The sequence below is a fragment of the Clostridium sp. CTA-17 genome, from assembly GCF_054767895.1.
In genome coordinates, this window is the sequence record NZ_BAAABF010000010.1 from 57,080 (window position 1) to 71,896 (window position 14,817).

17 protein-coding genes and 1 rRNA gene are annotated in these 14,817 nt (G+C 26.2%); 13 read left to right on the top strand and 5 right to left on the bottom strand.

Features of this window, described 5'->3' with window-relative positions:
• The first annotated feature begins 178 nt into the window (after positions 1–178).
• Both ACYUCG_RS13525 and ACYUCG_RS13530 read left to right on the top strand, forming a co-directional pair.
• Positions 179–952 carry a tyrosine-protein phosphatase gene (locus ACYUCG_RS13525; protein ID WP_139932625.1) on the top strand — a complete coding sequence of 258 codons (774 nt, stop codon included), beginning with the start codon at positions 179–181 and terminating at the stop codon, positions 950–952.
• Positions 953–1,266: 314 nt separating this feature from the next.
• Positions 1,267–2,589 carry an HAD family hydrolase gene (locus ACYUCG_RS13530; protein ID WP_415319583.1) on the top strand — a complete coding sequence of 441 codons (1,323 nt, stop codon included), beginning with the start codon at positions 1,267–1,269 and terminating at the stop codon, positions 2,587–2,589.
• Positions 2,590–2,660: 71 nt separating this feature from the next.
• On the opposite strand, the gene ACYUCG_RS13535 is transcribed toward ACYUCG_RS13530, so the two are convergent.
• Entirely contained in the window at positions 2,661–3,107 is a 447-nt protein-coding gene (locus tag ACYUCG_RS13535) for a hypothetical protein (RefSeq protein ID WP_060795256.1), read from the bottom strand.
• 137 nt (positions 3,108–3,244) lie between these two features.
• Here ACYUCG_RS13535 and ACYUCG_RS13540 point away from each other — a divergent pair, with 137 nt between their 5' ends.
• Both ACYUCG_RS13540 and ACYUCG_RS13545 read left to right on the top strand, forming a co-directional pair.
• On the top strand, positions 3,245–3,430 hold the full coding sequence (locus tag ACYUCG_RS13540; RefSeq protein ID WP_003458368.1) for a hypothetical protein: 186 nt from the start codon (positions 3,245–3,247) through the stop codon (positions 3,428–3,430).
• Positions 3,431–3,442: 12 nt separating this feature from the next.
• Positions 3,443–3,691 carry a spore coat protein gene (locus tag ACYUCG_RS13545; RefSeq protein WP_060795254.1) on the top strand — a complete coding sequence of 83 codons (249 nt, stop codon included), beginning with the start codon at positions 3,443–3,445 and terminating at the stop codon, positions 3,689–3,691.
• A 536-nt stretch (positions 3,692–4,227) separates the two neighbouring features.
• Here the strand turns inward: ACYUCG_RS13545 and ACYUCG_RS13550 are convergent.
• Positions 4,228–4,959 carry an NAD-dependent protein deacylase gene (locus ACYUCG_RS13550; RefSeq protein ID WP_415319581.1) on the bottom strand — a complete coding sequence of 244 codons (732 nt, stop codon included), beginning with the start codon at positions 4,957–4,959 and terminating at the stop codon, positions 4,228–4,230.
• Positions 4,960–5,174: 215 nt separating this feature from the next.
• Here ACYUCG_RS13550 and ACYUCG_RS13555 point away from each other — a divergent pair, with 215 nt between their 5' ends.
• From ACYUCG_RS13555 to ACYUCG_RS13580, 6 genes are all read left to right on the top strand, one after another.
• On the top strand, positions 5,175–6,317 hold the full coding sequence (locus ACYUCG_RS13555; protein WP_415319580.1) for a type I restriction endonuclease: 1,143 nt from the start codon (positions 5,175–5,177) through the stop codon (positions 6,315–6,317).
• A 260-nt stretch (positions 6,318–6,577) separates the two neighbouring features.
• Positions 6,578–7,192 (top strand): sugar O-acetyltransferase, encoded by a 615-nt coding sequence (locus ACYUCG_RS13560; RefSeq protein WP_208376302.1) that lies wholly within the window; start codon positions 6,578–6,580, stop codon positions 7,190–7,192.
• Positions 7,193–7,412: 220 nt separating this feature from the next.
• Entirely contained in the window at positions 7,413–7,919 is a 507-nt protein-coding gene (locus ACYUCG_RS13565) for a CarD family transcriptional regulator (protein ID WP_060795246.1), read from the top strand.
• Positions 7,920–8,102: 183 nt separating this feature from the next.
• Positions 8,103–9,239, top strand: coding sequence for a mechanosensitive ion channel family protein (locus tag ACYUCG_RS13570; protein WP_243289648.1), 1,137 nt, complete (start codon positions 8,103–8,105; stop codon positions 9,237–9,239).
• Complete coding sequence (locus ACYUCG_RS13575; RefSeq protein WP_415319579.1) at positions 9,236–9,859, top strand: copper homeostasis protein CutC; 624 nt, start codon at positions 9,236–9,238, stop codon at positions 9,857–9,859. Before ACYUCG_RS13570 ends, ACYUCG_RS13575 begins: the two co-directional genes overlap by 4 nt.
• Before the next feature lie 361 nt (positions 9,860–10,220).
• Positions 10,221–10,433: a hypothetical protein gene (locus ACYUCG_RS13580; protein WP_460268754.1), complete on the top strand. Its 213-nt coding sequence runs from the start codon at positions 10,221–10,223 to the stop codon at positions 10,431–10,433.
• A gap of 122 nt (positions 10,434–10,555) precedes the next feature.
• Here ACYUCG_RS13580 and ACYUCG_RS13585 read toward each other — a convergent pair whose 3' ends face one another.
• The 3 genes from ACYUCG_RS13585 to ACYUCG_RS13595 all read right to left on the bottom strand — a co-directional run bounded on the left by ACYUCG_RS13585 (position 10,556) and on the right by ACYUCG_RS13595 (position 13,204).
• On the bottom strand, positions 10,556–11,866 hold the full coding sequence (locus ACYUCG_RS13585) for a DUF1576 domain-containing protein (RefSeq protein ID WP_139934287.1): 1,311 nt from the start codon (positions 11,864–11,866) through the stop codon (positions 10,556–10,558).
• A 222-nt stretch (positions 11,867–12,088) separates the two neighbouring features.
• Positions 12,089–12,385 (bottom strand): hypothetical protein, encoded by a 297-nt coding sequence (locus tag ACYUCG_RS13590; protein ID WP_240297499.1) that lies wholly within the window; start codon positions 12,383–12,385, stop codon positions 12,089–12,091.
• A 141-nt stretch (positions 12,386–12,526) separates the two neighbouring features.
• Positions 12,527–13,204: a uracil-DNA glycosylase gene (locus tag ACYUCG_RS13595; RefSeq protein ID WP_415319578.1), complete on the bottom strand. Its 678-nt coding sequence runs from the start codon at positions 13,202–13,204 to the stop codon at positions 12,527–12,529.
• Between the two features lie 488 nt (positions 13,205–13,692).
• Between ACYUCG_RS13595 and ACYUCG_RS13600 the strand changes: the two genes are divergently transcribed.
• From ACYUCG_RS13600 to ACYUCG_RS13610, 3 genes are all read left to right on the top strand, one after another.
• On the top strand, positions 13,693–13,887 hold the full coding sequence (locus ACYUCG_RS13600; protein WP_460268755.1) for a hypothetical protein: 195 nt from the start codon (positions 13,693–13,695) through the stop codon (positions 13,885–13,887).
• A gap of 113 nt (positions 13,888–14,000) precedes the next feature.
• Complete coding sequence (locus tag ACYUCG_RS13605; protein WP_415319577.1) at positions 14,001–14,342, top strand: hypothetical protein; 342 nt, start codon at positions 14,001–14,003, stop codon at positions 14,340–14,342.
• 416 nt (positions 14,343–14,758) lie between these two features.
• Positions 14,759–14,817, top strand: a 16S ribosomal RNA gene (locus ACYUCG_RS13610); the annotation flags it as partial.

Consider the following 14,817-nt stretch of genomic DNA (forward strand, 5'->3'; position numbering starts at 1 on the left):
TATGAAATATAGGTATGTATAATATATTATTTGGTTTTGTATTATGGTAAAATATTCATGTGAAAAATAGAAAATTAAGAGTAGATTAGTAAAGGGTTTTATATTATAGTAAAAATTATTTAAACCCTATAGAGGAAGATACATTTCCTTTTAGGTATTTATTTTAAGGAGGAAAATAATGATAGACATACATTCACATATAATACCTAATATAGATGATGGTTCAAAAAGTTTAGAAATGTCCTTAGAAATGTTAAAAAGAGCAGAAGAATCAGGAACTAAAAAAATAATAGCAACTCCTCACTTCTTTAAGGGATATTGGACAGAAAACTATAACAGTGTAAAAGATAAAGTTAAAGAGTTAAATAAGCTAGCTAAGGAAAATAATTTAAATATTGAAATTTATCCAGGACAAGAAGTATTCTTTAATAATTACATATTAGAGGATTTTAAGCTTGGAGATATTGGTACCTTAGGAGAATCAAGATATATGCTTATAGAATTCCCTATGGATAAAATATATTTTCAAAAAGTAATAGATGAAATATATGAACTTAAAATAAAAGGAATAACTCCAGTAATTGCTCATCCAGAAAGATATGTTGATTTCATAAATAATCCAGATACAATAAATCAGTTTATTGATGAGGGATACTTATTCCAGTTAAATGGAGGAAGTCTTACTGGATTATTTGGAAAAGAAGTAAAGAAAACAGCAGAGCTATTCTTAGAAAATAATCTATATAGTTTTATTGGATCTGATGCCCATAGTAATGGAAATAGAAATACTAGCTTAAAGGAAGCTTGTGAAGTTGCAAATAGCATAAGCAGAGGAGCTAGTAGAAGGTTTGAAGCTAATGGACTTGCTTTATTAAATAATGAAAAGATAGTATTCCAAGGACAAAAAATTAAAAAGAAGAAAAAAGGATTATTTTCATTCTTCAAAAGATAGATGTTAATTTATAAGCTATTAAAATATAGGTCTATATCAAGATAATTTTATTAAATTTTGATATAGACTTTTTCTTTTAAAGAAAACTATATTTAAAATGTTAATAAAAAATAAAATATATTCATAAAAATTCAAAAAAAGAGTATTTATTAAATAAAAAGTTTGATATAATAACTATAAAGTTATTGAAAACGTTTAGAATTATAAAAGCATCAATAAGTTATAAGTTTTTAATAAAATTAATATACAGGATTATTTTTATATTTAAATTATGGTTTGTAAGGATATTAAAAAATTTTAGAGGGGGAGATATTATGAAGAATAATAAAAAAATAAGTTTAAGTATTGTTTTAGCATCATTAATTACAGTTTCTTTAGTTTCTTGTGGAAGTAGTTCAGTAAAGGAGGATTCAACGGCTTCAAAGACAAAAGTAGAAGAAAAAGCTGATGGAAAAGTTCAATATGGATTAGAAGAGTTAAACTGGGACCCTGATAATTATAAGGCATTAGTAAATGTTATAAAGGAATATGGAAAGGATAGTAAAAATTATGATGAAAATCAAAAGCCTTATGCTGTTTTTGATTGGGATAATACAACAATAATGAATGATGTTGAAGAAGCATTACTTGCTTATCAGTTGATGAATTTAGAATTTAAAATGACACCTGAAGAATTGGATACTGTTATGAAAACTAATATTCCAAAGGATAACTTTGTTGAGAAATGCAATAATAAAGAGGGAAAGCCTGTTAATATTGATTTAATTACAGAGGATATTGTTAGTGATTATACATATCTATATGAAAACTATAAAGGTTTTAAAGGAAATAAATCCTTAGATGAAATAAAAAAAGAAAAAGAGTATGAAGATTTTAAAGCAAAACTTAGATATCTTTATAGTGCAATTGGAGAATCATTTAGTTCAGATGTAAGTTATCCATGGGTAACTTATTTGTTTAAAGGAATGACTTCTGAGGAAGTTGCTAAACTTACTGAAAAGTCTAATGATTACTGGTTAAATGAAAAGTTAGGTGTTGAAACTTGGACTAGTAGTGAAGAGATTCCAGGAAAAGCAGGAATTGTTTCTGTTACATTTGATACAGGATTAAGAACTATTAAAGAACAACAAAATTTATATAAAACTTTAATGAAAAATGGTATTGATGTTTATATATGCTCAGCTTCTTACATTGACGTTGTTAGGGAATTTGCAACAAATCCTAAGTACGGATATGAATTACCATCTAAAAATATATATGCTATGGAACTTTTAAAAACAGATGATGGTAAAATAAAGGCTGAATTAAATCCAGAGTATTATCAAACTCAAGGAAAAGGTAAGACAGAAACTATTAAAAAATTTTTAGTTCCAACTCATAATAAAGGCCCTGTAATTACTGGAGGAGATAGTAATGGTGACTATTATATGCTATCAGATTTTGAGGATACAAAGGTTAGCTTAATTATAAATAGATGTAAAGGTGGAAAGATTGGTGAACTTTGTGATAAAGCCATTGAAACTATGGGAAAATCTGATGAAAGATATTTCTTACAAGGTAGAAATAATAATACCGGTGAATTTATTCCGAGTGAAAAAACAATATTATTAGGTGAAAATACTGAGAAACTTAAATAACATAAAATTTATTTTTAACCCCCATTTCATTTTTTGAATGAAGTGGGGGTTTTAAGTTGAGAAATTAAAATTTATTCTTTAATAACATTATTAGTATCTTCCATAAGCATTGAAAATTGGCTTTTTTTAATCCAGCCATTACAATTTATTTTTGATTCTGTATTTAACAATGAATAATACCAAATTTCATTGTTTATTTCAGCTTCATCAATAATTTTTACTTGTGATTTTTCTTTGATTTTACTAATAGCAATAGATTCTTCAGAGGGAGCTATGAAAATTGAGGTATAAGGTAGTGTAATTCCATATCTAAATTCAGGCTTATTAAAATTTATTATTAAAGTTTTTTTGGAATCATTGTTACTTTTTTTATAAGTTGTATCTTTATATTTTGAAAGTTGATTATTTAAAGTTAAAATTTGCCTTTTATATTCAGTAATTTTAATATTACATTGATATAGTACAAAGACAACAGCACACACACCTAATAGTATTAAAAAAATACATAAAAAGATCAAATTAAATTACTCCTTTATATTAGTGTTTAATATAATATATTGTTTAAACATAAGATTAATTACATAATTTTATATGAATAAATTAAAAAAAAAAGCTTAAACTAATAGAGAATTTTAAAATGTTAGGAGGGATTATTATGGCTAATCTAAATGAATTAGAATTACAAAATCTTCGTCACTTAATAGGAGCTCATTGTACAATTGAGAAAAAACTTGAATGTTACTCAGAACAATGTACTGATCCAACATTAAAAAATATGTTAAAAAAAGATGCACAAGATGCTAAAAACAGTAAAGAAAAATTAATGTCATTTTTAGGATAGGAGGAAATTAACATGCAAGAAAAAGAAATGATAAGCGATTATCTTGCTGGAATAAATGCAAGTTTAGCAGGATATGGTGGCATAATTTCTCAATGTGAAAATCAAGAATTAAGAGAAACTATACAAAGTATGAGAAACCAAGATGAAGTACGTCAATATGCTCTTTTCAAAATTGCAAAAGAAAAAGGATACTATATCCCTGCTCAACAAGCAACTCCAGAAGAAGTAGCTACTGTAAAACAACAAGTTTCTCAAGGATAAAATTATCTAACTAAGAATACTACATAGAAATTTGTTAAATAAACTTAGAAAGAGACTATTAAAAAATTAATAGTCTCTTTTTTATTAAGCAAATAAATTTGTTATTAAAATAATTATATTAAGAATAAACAGAACTATTACTGGTACTATAGAACGTGAAACCCTAAGTTCAGTTTTAATATAATTATAAAAAGTAATTAAAGAAATTACTATTGGTATGAAAAATATAAAAAATAATTTTGGAATATAATTACCTAATTCTCCGCTTTCTACTATCTGTAAAGCAATTTTGTTCGGTAAATTTTTAGATAAGATAATATTTATAGTTAAGCATAATATTAAAAAGAACATATTAATTTTTAAAATTTTTTTGTAACTTAAAATCTTTTGAGTAAACATTTCTTCAATACCCAACCCCTTAATATATCTAAATTAAATTTATTTAAAGTAATATTTAATAATGCTTTTTTATTAAGTATATATCAAACAACAATCTTTTGGGTATTTTTAACAAAAAATTTATAGTACAATAAAAATTAATCAATAACTTTTTCTAATACTTTTCCTATGGAGTCATTTATAACTAAGTTAGCTTTAGAATCAGCTTGAGTTGAACTTTTGTTTATTAAAACTAAATTCTTTCCTCTAAAATAGTTAATAAGCCCTGCAGCAGGATAAACAACTAAGGAAGTTCCTCCTATTATAAGGGTATCCGCTTTAGAAATAGCATCAATAGCACCTCTAATAACATTATCATCTAAAGGCTCTTCATATAAAACCACATCAGGTTTAACTATTCCTCCACATTCAGTACACTTTGGTACTCCATTTGATTCAAGAATAAATTTTTCATCATAAAAAGCGTGGCAATCTACACAGTAGTTTCTAAGAACTGATCCATGAAGTTCAAAAACATTTTTGCTCCCTGCCGTTTGATGAAGTCCATCTATGTTTTGAGTGACTATAGCCTTTAATTTTCCCATTTCTTCAAGTTTAGCTAAGGCAATATGGGCATCATTAGGCTTGGCATTAGGATAAATGAGTTTGGCTTTATAAAAGTTGAAAAACTCTTCTGGATATCTCTCAAAAAAACTATGAGAAACTAACTGTTCTGGGGTAAAAGTAATATTAAGTTTTTCATTAAATAAGCCATTAGCACTTCTAAAGTCAGGAATTCCAGACTCAGTCGACACTCCAGCTCCTCCAAAGAAAACTATGTTATTACTATCTTTTATTATTTCTTTTAATTTGGTTATTTTATCATCCATGAAATCATCTCCAAACATTTATTTATAATTCAATTATAAGACTCTTAATTTTAATATGCCAAGAGATAGAAAAATTAAGCTTTATAAATATAAAAAATAAATTATATAAAAATATATTAAAGATTTAAATTTTTAAAATGATGAACTAGCTTATTGTAATAAAAGAGTAACAAATACATATTATTTAAAGAGGTTAATTTAAGGGGAGGTTTAAAATGACTTTTAAAGATGACATTCAAAAATTATCAGTTCAGGTAAAAGAGAGAAAAGAATATATAACTAATGAAGAGATGACAAAACAAGCATTGATAATACCATTTATTCAAATATTAGGATTTGATGTTTTTAATCCTATTGAAATTAGACCAGAATATAGTGCTGACTTTGGAATAAAAAAGGGCGAAAAGGTTGATTATGCTTTATTTAAAGAAAACGAACCAATAATATTTATAGAAGCAAAGTCAGTAAATGAAAATTTAAACAATCATGATGCACAATTAGCAAGATATTTCAATTCAACAAAAGAAGTTAAGCTTGCTATATTAACTAATGGGGTTGAATATAAATTTTTTACTGATTTAAATGCAAATAATGTAATGGATGATACTCCATTTTTAAATATAAATTTACTAGAGATTAAAGAATCGGATATAGAAAGTTTAAATAAATTAAGAAAAGAAAATTTTGATAAGGATTCATTAATAACTTATGCTGAAGAATTAGTTTATACTTCTACTTTAAATGAAAGCCTAAGAAGACTTTTTAGTAATCCAAGTGATGATTTTGTAAGATTCATAGTAAAAGATTTTAGTGAAATGAGAATAACATCCAATGTGATTGAGCGATTTAGACCACTTGTAAAAAAAGCAATTTCAAATGCAGTTTTAGATATAGTTAGTAAGGGGTTATATCAACAAGAGACATTAACTATAAAAAAAGAAGAAAATATAAATAATGATAGTGTTAATAGAGATGACTTATCTGAAATTGAAATAGGAAATAAAGTTCATAAGGGGATAATAACCACAGAGAATGAACTTAAAGGTTTTAATATAGTTAAAGATATACTAGAGAAAAATAATAGAGATATTTCAGAGATTAATTATAAAGATACTACAAACTATTTTTCTGTATATTTAAGGAATACAACGAGATGGATTATTAGATTTAATTTAGATGCTAGTAAAAAAAATGTAATGACTAAATTACCTGTAGAATACGCAAAAAATATTTGTCTTAATAAGGAGATTGAGCAAGCTCCAAAGGGAATAGGAGAATCAAGGGTATATATTAATTCTATAGATGAATTATATGATTTGGAAAAATATTTAGTAGATGCCTATGATAATGTAAATTAATATATTAAAATGAAAAATATATTTTAAGTAAACTTATATATCTTCTAATAGAAATTAAAAGGCTATTAAGTAAAAATCTGATTCTTATATTTAATTAAGAGGCAGATTTTTTTATTAATATTTTGTATTTTAATTCATAATAAAAATTTACATTATATCTTAAATAAATTTAGAATTTTATGTTGATAATATATAGTTTTTTTATAAAATTTATATTAAGAACTTAAAAAATACGAATTTTATAAAAGGATGAGAAGATTATGGACTTGAAAGAAATAAGAGAAAGAATGTATGGTCAAAAACTTTATTACTGTAATGATGAAGCTTTGATGAGTGAACAGATGAAGGCTTTAGAGCTACTTTATGATTTTAATCAAATAAGACCTTCAGAACAGGAGAAAAGGGAGAAAATACTAAAGAAGATGTTTGCTGAAATAGGAGATGATTGTTATATTGAACCGCCTTTCCATGCTAATTGGGGAGGAAAAAATGTACATTTTGGCAATGGAGTTTATGCTAATTTTAATTTAACAATGGTTGATGACTGCGATATATTTGTTGGAAATAATGTGATGTTTGGCCCAAATGTTACAGTATCAGCAGGGACACATCCTATACATCCAGAATTAAGAAGTAAACAAGCTCAATATAATATTCCTATACATATAGGAAATAATGTTTGGATTGGTGCAAATTCTGTGATACTTCCAGGCGTTAATATTGGAGATAATTCAGTAATTGGAGCAGGAAGTATTGTTACAAAGGACATTCCATCTAATGTAGTTGCTGTAGGAAATCCATGTAGAGTATTAAGAGAAATTAATGAAAATGATATGAAATATTATTATAGAGATATGAAAATTGATATTGAGTAAAATCATATATATTTTAAAAATAAAATATTTCCTTACATTAAATATTTTTAATGTGGTAAAATAGAAGTATACAGCGTGTAGTTTTAATGACGTAATTCCAGTTGTTAAAACTACTTTTTTTTATTTTAGAAAAGTATAGTGCTAACTACTTGAGTTAAAAGAGCAATCTCTTAATGATGAGATGAAAGCAAAATTTTAATTTAAGGAAGGTGAAAATTTATTGTTTAAAATTAATGATTATATAATGTATGGAACCGTTGGGGTTTGTCAGGTTATAGATATTACTAAAGAAACTCTTATGAATAATGTTGAAAAAGAATATTATGTATTAAGTCCAGTCTATTCTAAGTATCCTAAAAAGACAGTAATTAAAATTCCAGTTGATAATAAGAAAATTTCTATGAGAACTCTTCTTTCTAAGGAGGATGTGAATTCCATTATAAATAGTATCCCAGAGACGGAAACTTTATGGATAAATAATGATAGACAAAGAAATGATGAGTTTAAAACAATGCTTAGAAGCGGAAATTGTGATGATTTAATTGTATTAATAAGAAGTATATATTTAGATAAAAAGAAAAGAAAATTAGATGGTAAAAAGGCATGTAAAGGTGATGATGAGATTATGCAAACTGCGGAAAAATTATTAAATGAAGAGTTTGCAATTATTCTTGATATTCCTCCAGAAGAGGTAAAGTCTTATATAAAAAGTCATATGCCTCAATAAAGCATAGAGAAAAGTAATCAAGAAGTTAGTGAATACTTTGATGAAATAGTATAAGTATGGGAATTGACAAACCTAGATAAAATATAAAAAATATTTTATCTAGGTTTATTTTTATATTTAAATTTAAAATAAATTAGTCATTTCAGGAAAAGATAAAAAGAAGAATATCTTTTGAGGTGTGCTATGAAGGAATTAGAAAGACTTTTAGGAAGACTAACAATTATTAATATAAAAGAGATTATTATAATTCTTGTTATTATGATAATTGTTTTAATCATAAATAAAATATTAATAAATAATCTATTTAAGTTACTAATGAGAGGGGCAAGAAGGACTAAAAATTACTTAGATAATAATATTGTTAGAGCTTTAGAAAATCCATTAAAGCTTATTGTATCCTTTGTTGGAATATATTCAATATTTAAAGTTATAAATCTTGATTCCTTAGGTATAGATTTTTTGTCTACATATAAGATTCTAAGAGTAGGAATAATAGTATCATTTATATACTTTGCCTATAACTTAACTTTGGAAAATTCATTACTTTATTCTAAGTTACATAAAAATGATGGGGGTAATACTATTGTATTTCCTTTCGTTTCTATAATTATTAGATTAATAATATTGCTAGTTGGAATAATTATAATTGCAAATGAATTTGGCTTAACTGGCTTTATTGCTGGATTAGGTGTAAGTGGAGTTGCTTTTGCTTTAGCTGCACAGGATACATGTTCGAATTTGTTTGGGGGTATGGTAATAGTTTTAGATAGGCCATTTTCTATTGGAGATTGGATACAGGCAGGTGATGTAGAGGGGGTTGTCGAGGAGATTACATTTAGAAGTACAAGAATAAGAACTTTTTCCATGGCAATTGCTACTGTACCTAATTCAAAACTTGCTAATAGTAACATAATAAATTGGACTCACAGAAAATTAAGAAGAATCCATTTTAAATTTACTATGGATTGCAAGACACCAATAGAAAGTATAAAAAATTCTGTTAATAAAATAGAAAATATGCTAAAGAAACATGATAAAATAGATAAAAATTTGATAATAGTAAGTTTTAATGAGCTTTCAACTTATGGTTTTGGAGTTTTTATATATTTCTATACAGATGAATTTGAATATTTAAAATATGAAAAGCTTAAGGAAGAAATAAATATAAAGATCTTAGAGATATTAAGAGAAGAAAATGTTAGTTTAATGTTTTTAAATTTCGATTTTAAAGGTTTTGAGAGAAGATCTGGGAATTGTAATCTTGAAAACACTGAGTTGGAATCCATAAAAAATATTACTGAGGAGGAGAGAGGAGTATGACAATTAAGTTAGAAGCATGTGTTGGAAATTATAAGGAAGGAAAAAGAGCTGAGGAATTAGGAGCTAATAGAATAGAGCTTTGTGATAACTTGGCTCAAGGAGGAACAACACCAAGCTATGGAACAATTCTTCAATGTAAAAAGGATATGAATATAGACATTAATGTAATTATTAGACCAAGAGGAGGAAATTTTGTTTATTCTAAAGAGGAATTGAGCATAATGAAAAATGATATAAAACTTTGTAAGGATATAGGGGTCACAGGAGTAGTATTTGGATTTCTAAAGGATGATAATACTTTAGATTATGAGACAACAAAGGAATTTGTTGAGTTAGCTAAACCTTTAAGCATTACATTTCACATGGCCTTTGATGAAATAGTAAATAAGTTTGATGCACTAGATAAACTTATAGATTTAGGAGTAGATAGGGTTTTAACAAAGGGTGGGTTAGATAATGCTTTTAAAAATAAAGAAACCGTAAAAGAATTAGTTGAATATGCTAAAGATAAAATAATAATACTTCCAGGTGGAGGTGTTACTAAGGAAAATTTTTTAGAATTAAAAGACTATACTAATGCTAGGGAGTTTCATGGCACAAAAATAGTAGGAAATTTATAAAAACAATAGAAATGATTAGTAATAACTCTTAATATATATAATTAATCTTTTAAAACAGTAAAAAATAACTCTTTACAAAGTAAGGTAAATGTCTTAATATTATATATAGAACAATCAAAGTAATTTATAAGTGTATGTAATTTAAATACTGTAATATTTTTTATATATCATAACAACAATATGTTACAGGGGTTAAGGCTTTAAGCCAATACCATAAAGGGATTGTTTATAATAATGCCTAAGTTCTAACAAAAGATAAGAGTTAATTTGCAAAAGTAACCAATGCTTAAATTCAATGTAAATAATTTGTAATAAGTAGTTTGTATAATTAAGTTAAAGGAATTTGTTGGGAGTGGTAAAGGTGTTAGAGAAGATGATATTAAGTGATAAAGAGTGTGAATATCTTACTAAAAGTATAGCTGGAGGAGTTTTAATAGGACTTGCTTTAGGCGCTATTTTCAATAATCCTCAGTTTGGCTTTGCGTTAGGTGGAGTAACTGGAATAGTAGCCTCTCTTATTTATACTTTAATAAAAAGAGTTAAGATTAAATCAGATAAAAAGTTAATCAATTAATATATAAATGAGTTTGTTCGGGTTTATAGTATAAAATTAACATAGTGTTAATTTCCCCCTACTTAAACTATAAGCCCCTTTTAATATAAAATTTATAAATGTAAAGAAAAAAAAGAAGCAGATTAATCTGCTTCTTTTTTTATTCCTAAACTAATAGGATGACTCTTAGAAGAATATTTTAATTTATTTTTTGTATTTGTAACTTGAAGAGATTCTATAACTGGAACAATAATTGCAGCCACAAAGCCACCAGCAAGTCCATTATTATATAAATTTAATCCTCCATGTAATTGACCAATATTGAAAACCATAAATATGTGAAGAAATCCTGCTATTATTCCATAAGGCCAACCATAGTAACCTGAAATAGGAGCTAACCCTGTACTAAATAATATACAAACCACTGTAACAGGAGAGTTTATATCTGAGATACTAATTAAAGATGCTAATGACGCTCCTATAATTAATGGGATAGAGTTAGCTAAATTTTTTCCGTAGCATCCAAAGCCAGCCATGGAGAAAATAGCGCCAATAGTTGGGCCGTTTAAATCACCATTTATAAGTAAAACAAAAAGTGTTGAGAATATACAAAGTACTCCCATATTAAAATAACAACTACTCCCATAGATTGAAAAAAAGTCACTAGGAAAAATACCATGTTCTTTATTAATTCCTATTTGATCTTTTAGCACACTTTTTTTTGATTTATCTAGTATAAGACTACAAATTATGAAATAAGCGCTTATAGTAAATAAAAATATCATATATAATGTATTATTTCCTTTATGCCAGATAGAGTTTGTCTCAAAGTCATGGCCTACAGCTCTCATTAAAGACATTACTGCTATGGCTATAATTCCTCCAGCAAAGCCAACGTTATAAAGAGAAAAACCAGAATGAAGCCTAGATGCGTTTTTAGCAATTGGAGGAAGAATAAATCCTATTATTATTCCAACTAATGCACCCATAATAGCTCCAGATATAGGATGAACCCCTGGGAAAAATGAAAACTGACTTACTGTAGGGGCTAGAGCAGTTCCAAGAGATGCTATAACTAAGTAATCTTTAAATGGATTTTTTTTAACTTTAGAATATATAAAGGTACCTAAAACTATAGGCCATATATTTATTATATTTTTACCGAACATTCCGAAACCTGTTAGAAACCATAAAGACATTATGCTTCTTCCTGTAGATTTTGTATCTGTTATATAAAATAAAAATATAAATATTAAGCCTAAAAGAGCACTATTAATTAAGGTCGCTCCAAAACCACCTATACTTATATAATCTGTTATTAATATGTCTGAATTTGAAACTATATTATAAAGTCCATTAAGTATTTCTTTAGGGCTTTCTAAAAAAAAGGCAAATATAATAAAAGAAATATATAAAATTGAATGTATAAGGTATTCTTGTGGTAACCTTTTCAACAATAGCAACACTCCTTAATAAAAATATATTTTAATACTAATTTGTTTTTGTATTTTAAACTAACATTAAATTTAAGTAGATTATATAATATAAACCCTTAAAAGCATAGACTATTACAGTAATCGTAATAAAAAAGAAACAAATAAAGCCACTTTAGTATAATATAAATGCTTATATACTAGTAGTGGCTTAATATATGTAGAGATTACACTACATATAGATTAATCAAATAAATCTGATTTCTTTTTTACTGTTATTAATGTTTTTACCATCATATTATCTGTATGGTTTTGAGAAAACATTTGATTTTCATAATAATTATTATTGTAAGGTGATGGTTTCATTACGTAGTTATGCATACAGCAACAACTATGATTTGAATTATTATTAATCATAGGATTAAGATTCATTGAGTTTGAATTGAATTTATTCATAGGCATAAAAGAATATTCTTGATTAATTTTCATATTCATAGGAACTAATTTAAAGTTCTCATCATTATCTTTATAATTTTTCATAAAATTACACCCCTAACTTAATTAATACTCCTAATAGAGTATATTAAGTTAGGGGTGTAAAGTTTCCTTAAAAATCAATTTAGTTTTATATAAATCAATGTAAACTTAAAATAAGTATTAATATTAAGTATAAAGTTTTGGTTATATATTAGGTATTTGCCAATCTATAGGTTCTTTATTTATTGAAACTAAAAAATCATTAGTTTTAGAGAAAGGTTTTGAACCAAAGAATCCACGAGTAGCAGATAGTGGGCTTGGATGTACTGATTTTATTATTTTATGTATTGGATTAGTTATTAAAGCCTCTTTTGAAATAGCATTTCTTCCCCAAAGAATAAATACTATAGGTTCTTCTCTTTTGTTTAATAATTCAATTATTCTATCAGTGAATATTTCCCAACCCTTACCCTTATGAGAATTTGCTTGCCCTTCTCTAACTGTTAAAACAGTATTTAATAAAAGGATACCTTGTTTAGCCCAAGATTCCAAAAATCCATTATTAGGTATATAACATCCAAGGTCAGAATTTAATTCTTTAAACATGTTTCTCAAAGATGGAGGAGTTTGAACTCCTGGTTTAACAGAAAAGCTAAATCCATGAGCTTGGTTTGGTCCATGATATGGATCTTGACCTAAAATAACAACTTTAACATCTTTGTAAGGTGTGAATTTTAATGCGTTAAATATATCATACATGCTTGGATGTATTTTTTGAGTTTTATATTCATTTATAAGAAACTTTCTAAGATTTAAGTAATATTCATTTTCAAACTCATCTTTTAATAAATCATCCCAATCATTATTAAATTCAGCAGCCATTTAATTACCTCCTTATATAAAAATAAATTTTGTCAAAATCATAATTAAATTCTATACTTAATAATTTCTTATAACAAGGGTGCTAAATATAATTTGAGTTGAAATAGTTGCAATTAATCAATAACAAAATAGTTAGAATTCATAACTAAAAGTAAACAAAGATTCTATATTAATAAGTTTAAGAAACCAATATGATTTGGCAGCTTATGATAACACTAAGACACAGGTATTTATATATGGATTTAAAGAAAGGGATCCAACAGAAGGAGATACTTAGTTTCTAACTAAATGTTCAGGGATCATATAATGCTAAAAAATAATTTCAAATAGAAGAGATACTTTTTTTTAACTAAATCTTAAGTACCTAATATACCAGCATCTATGGGAGTTGTTTTTTGGAGCTGTAGAGCCTAAGGGAAAGTTACCAGTAGATATTCCAAATTTAAATAATGATGGAACTATGAATACTGAAGTTAATTATTACGATTATGTACATGGCATTACAAACATCAATAGCTTGGGAAATATTAATATTAGTATGGATAAAAAATTTAGGTGATAATTTTCAAGTAAAGTTTAATTTAAGTGATTTTAATGAAATAGTAGCAGGTAAATATAGAGCCAAGATTAAATTTCAAGGAGAAAAATTAGAATTTATTAAGGGTAAGCTAGAGTTTAGTTGAGATTTTGAAAAGAGAAAGCTAGATTTTATTGTGGATTTACAACTAATATTATAGATAATAATACTTTAGAAGTTTTAACAAATTTAGAAGAGGGTTCTATTAAGGGGAATGAGGTGAATTTTATTTTAGAATTTAAGGCAATTGATAAAGCTGAATTAACTAGTATAGAAATAACAAGTTCAGAACTTACTGATGAAAAAGAAATAGGTTTTAAACAGAAAGATGTTATTTCAGAATTTTCAATAGAAGATAATAAAGAGGATAAGCCGCTAAGCCAAGATGAGGGTAAAGAAGATGAAGAAAATAATGAGGATTTAGAGAATAGTGATGATAATAATAAAGATGAATTACCACAAACAGGTTCAGGTGTTGGTAAAGAATTCATTTTTGGATTAGGGTCTCTATCACTTTTAGCTAGAATTCGATTAAAAAGCAAAAGATTTAAAAGAAAATAGTAAGTAAAACAATATAAATTTTTTTAAAAGGAATGTTTTTTTACAGTATTCCTTTTATTTTACATATTAATACAATAAATTATAGAAAAACTTATCCCAGCGTATCAATGTAAGAATTATATAGAAAAATTAAGGAAAATAAAGAATTATAGGAATAATAATGAAAATAAGGTGTATTATAAAAGCGGTTAAATCAATATACATGGTAAGATAAATCTCGTCGCTGAGAGACACACAAACAACTTAACAAAATAAATAAAAAGTTTTGAAAAAAGTTGTTGACAAAGTTTCGAAGTGATGCTAAACTAAGAAAGTCGCTTGAGGGCGACGAAGAAATGGTCTTTGAAAATTAAACAGAAGATATTAACATAAACCAGCAATTCTTTTATAAGTAATATGAGTATAGATTAAACTTTTAAATTGAGAGTTTGATCCTGGCTCAGGATGAACGCTGGCGGCGTGCTTAACACATGCA

What these genes read in the sequence shown, in the direction of transcription:
- ACYUCG_RS13590 (WP_240297499.1), bottom strand. Translation starts at nt 12,385, where the DNA reads ATGAAAAATTATAAAGATAATGATGAGAACTTTAAATTAGTTCCTATG.
- ACYUCG_RS13540 (WP_003458368.1), top strand. Translation starts at nt 3,245, where the DNA reads ATGGCTAATCTAAATGAATTAGAATTACAAAATCTTCGTCACTTAATA.
- ACYUCG_RS13575 (WP_415319579.1), top strand. Translation starts at nt 9,236, where the DNA reads ATGACAATTAAGTTAGAAGCATGTGTTGGAAATTATAAGGAAGGAAAA.
- ACYUCG_RS13550 (WP_415319581.1), bottom strand. Translation starts at nt 4,959, where the DNA reads ATGGATGATAAAATAACCAAATTAAAAGAAATAATAAAAGATAGTAAT.
- ACYUCG_RS13570 (WP_243289648.1), top strand. Translation starts at nt 8,103, where the DNA reads ATGAAGGAATTAGAAAGACTTTTAGGAAGACTAACAATTATTAATATA.
- ACYUCG_RS13555 (WP_415319580.1), top strand. Translation starts at nt 5,175, where the DNA reads ATGACTTTTAAAGATGACATTCAAAAATTATCAGTTCAGGTAAAAGAG.
- ACYUCG_RS13525 (WP_139932625.1), top strand. Translation starts at nt 179, where the DNA reads ATGATAGACATACATTCACATATAATACCTAATATAGATGATGGTTCA.
- ACYUCG_RS13560 (WP_208376302.1), top strand. Translation starts at nt 6,578, where the DNA reads ATGGACTTGAAAGAAATAAGAGAAAGAATGTATGGTCAAAAACTTTAT.
- ACYUCG_RS13595 (WP_415319578.1), bottom strand. Translation starts at nt 13,204, where the DNA reads ATGGCTGCTGAATTTAATAATGATTGGGATGATTTATTAAAAGATGAG.
- ACYUCG_RS13600 (WP_460268755.1), top strand. Translation starts at nt 13,693, where the DNA reads ATGTACATGGCATTACAAACATCAATAGCTTGGGAAATATTAATATTA.
- ACYUCG_RS13530 (WP_415319583.1), top strand. Translation starts at nt 1,267, where the DNA reads ATGAAGAATAATAAAAAAATAAGTTTAAGTATTGTTTTAGCATCATTA.
- ACYUCG_RS13545 (WP_060795254.1), top strand. Translation starts at nt 3,443, where the DNA reads ATGCAAGAAAAAGAAATGATAAGCGATTATCTTGCTGGAATAAATGCA.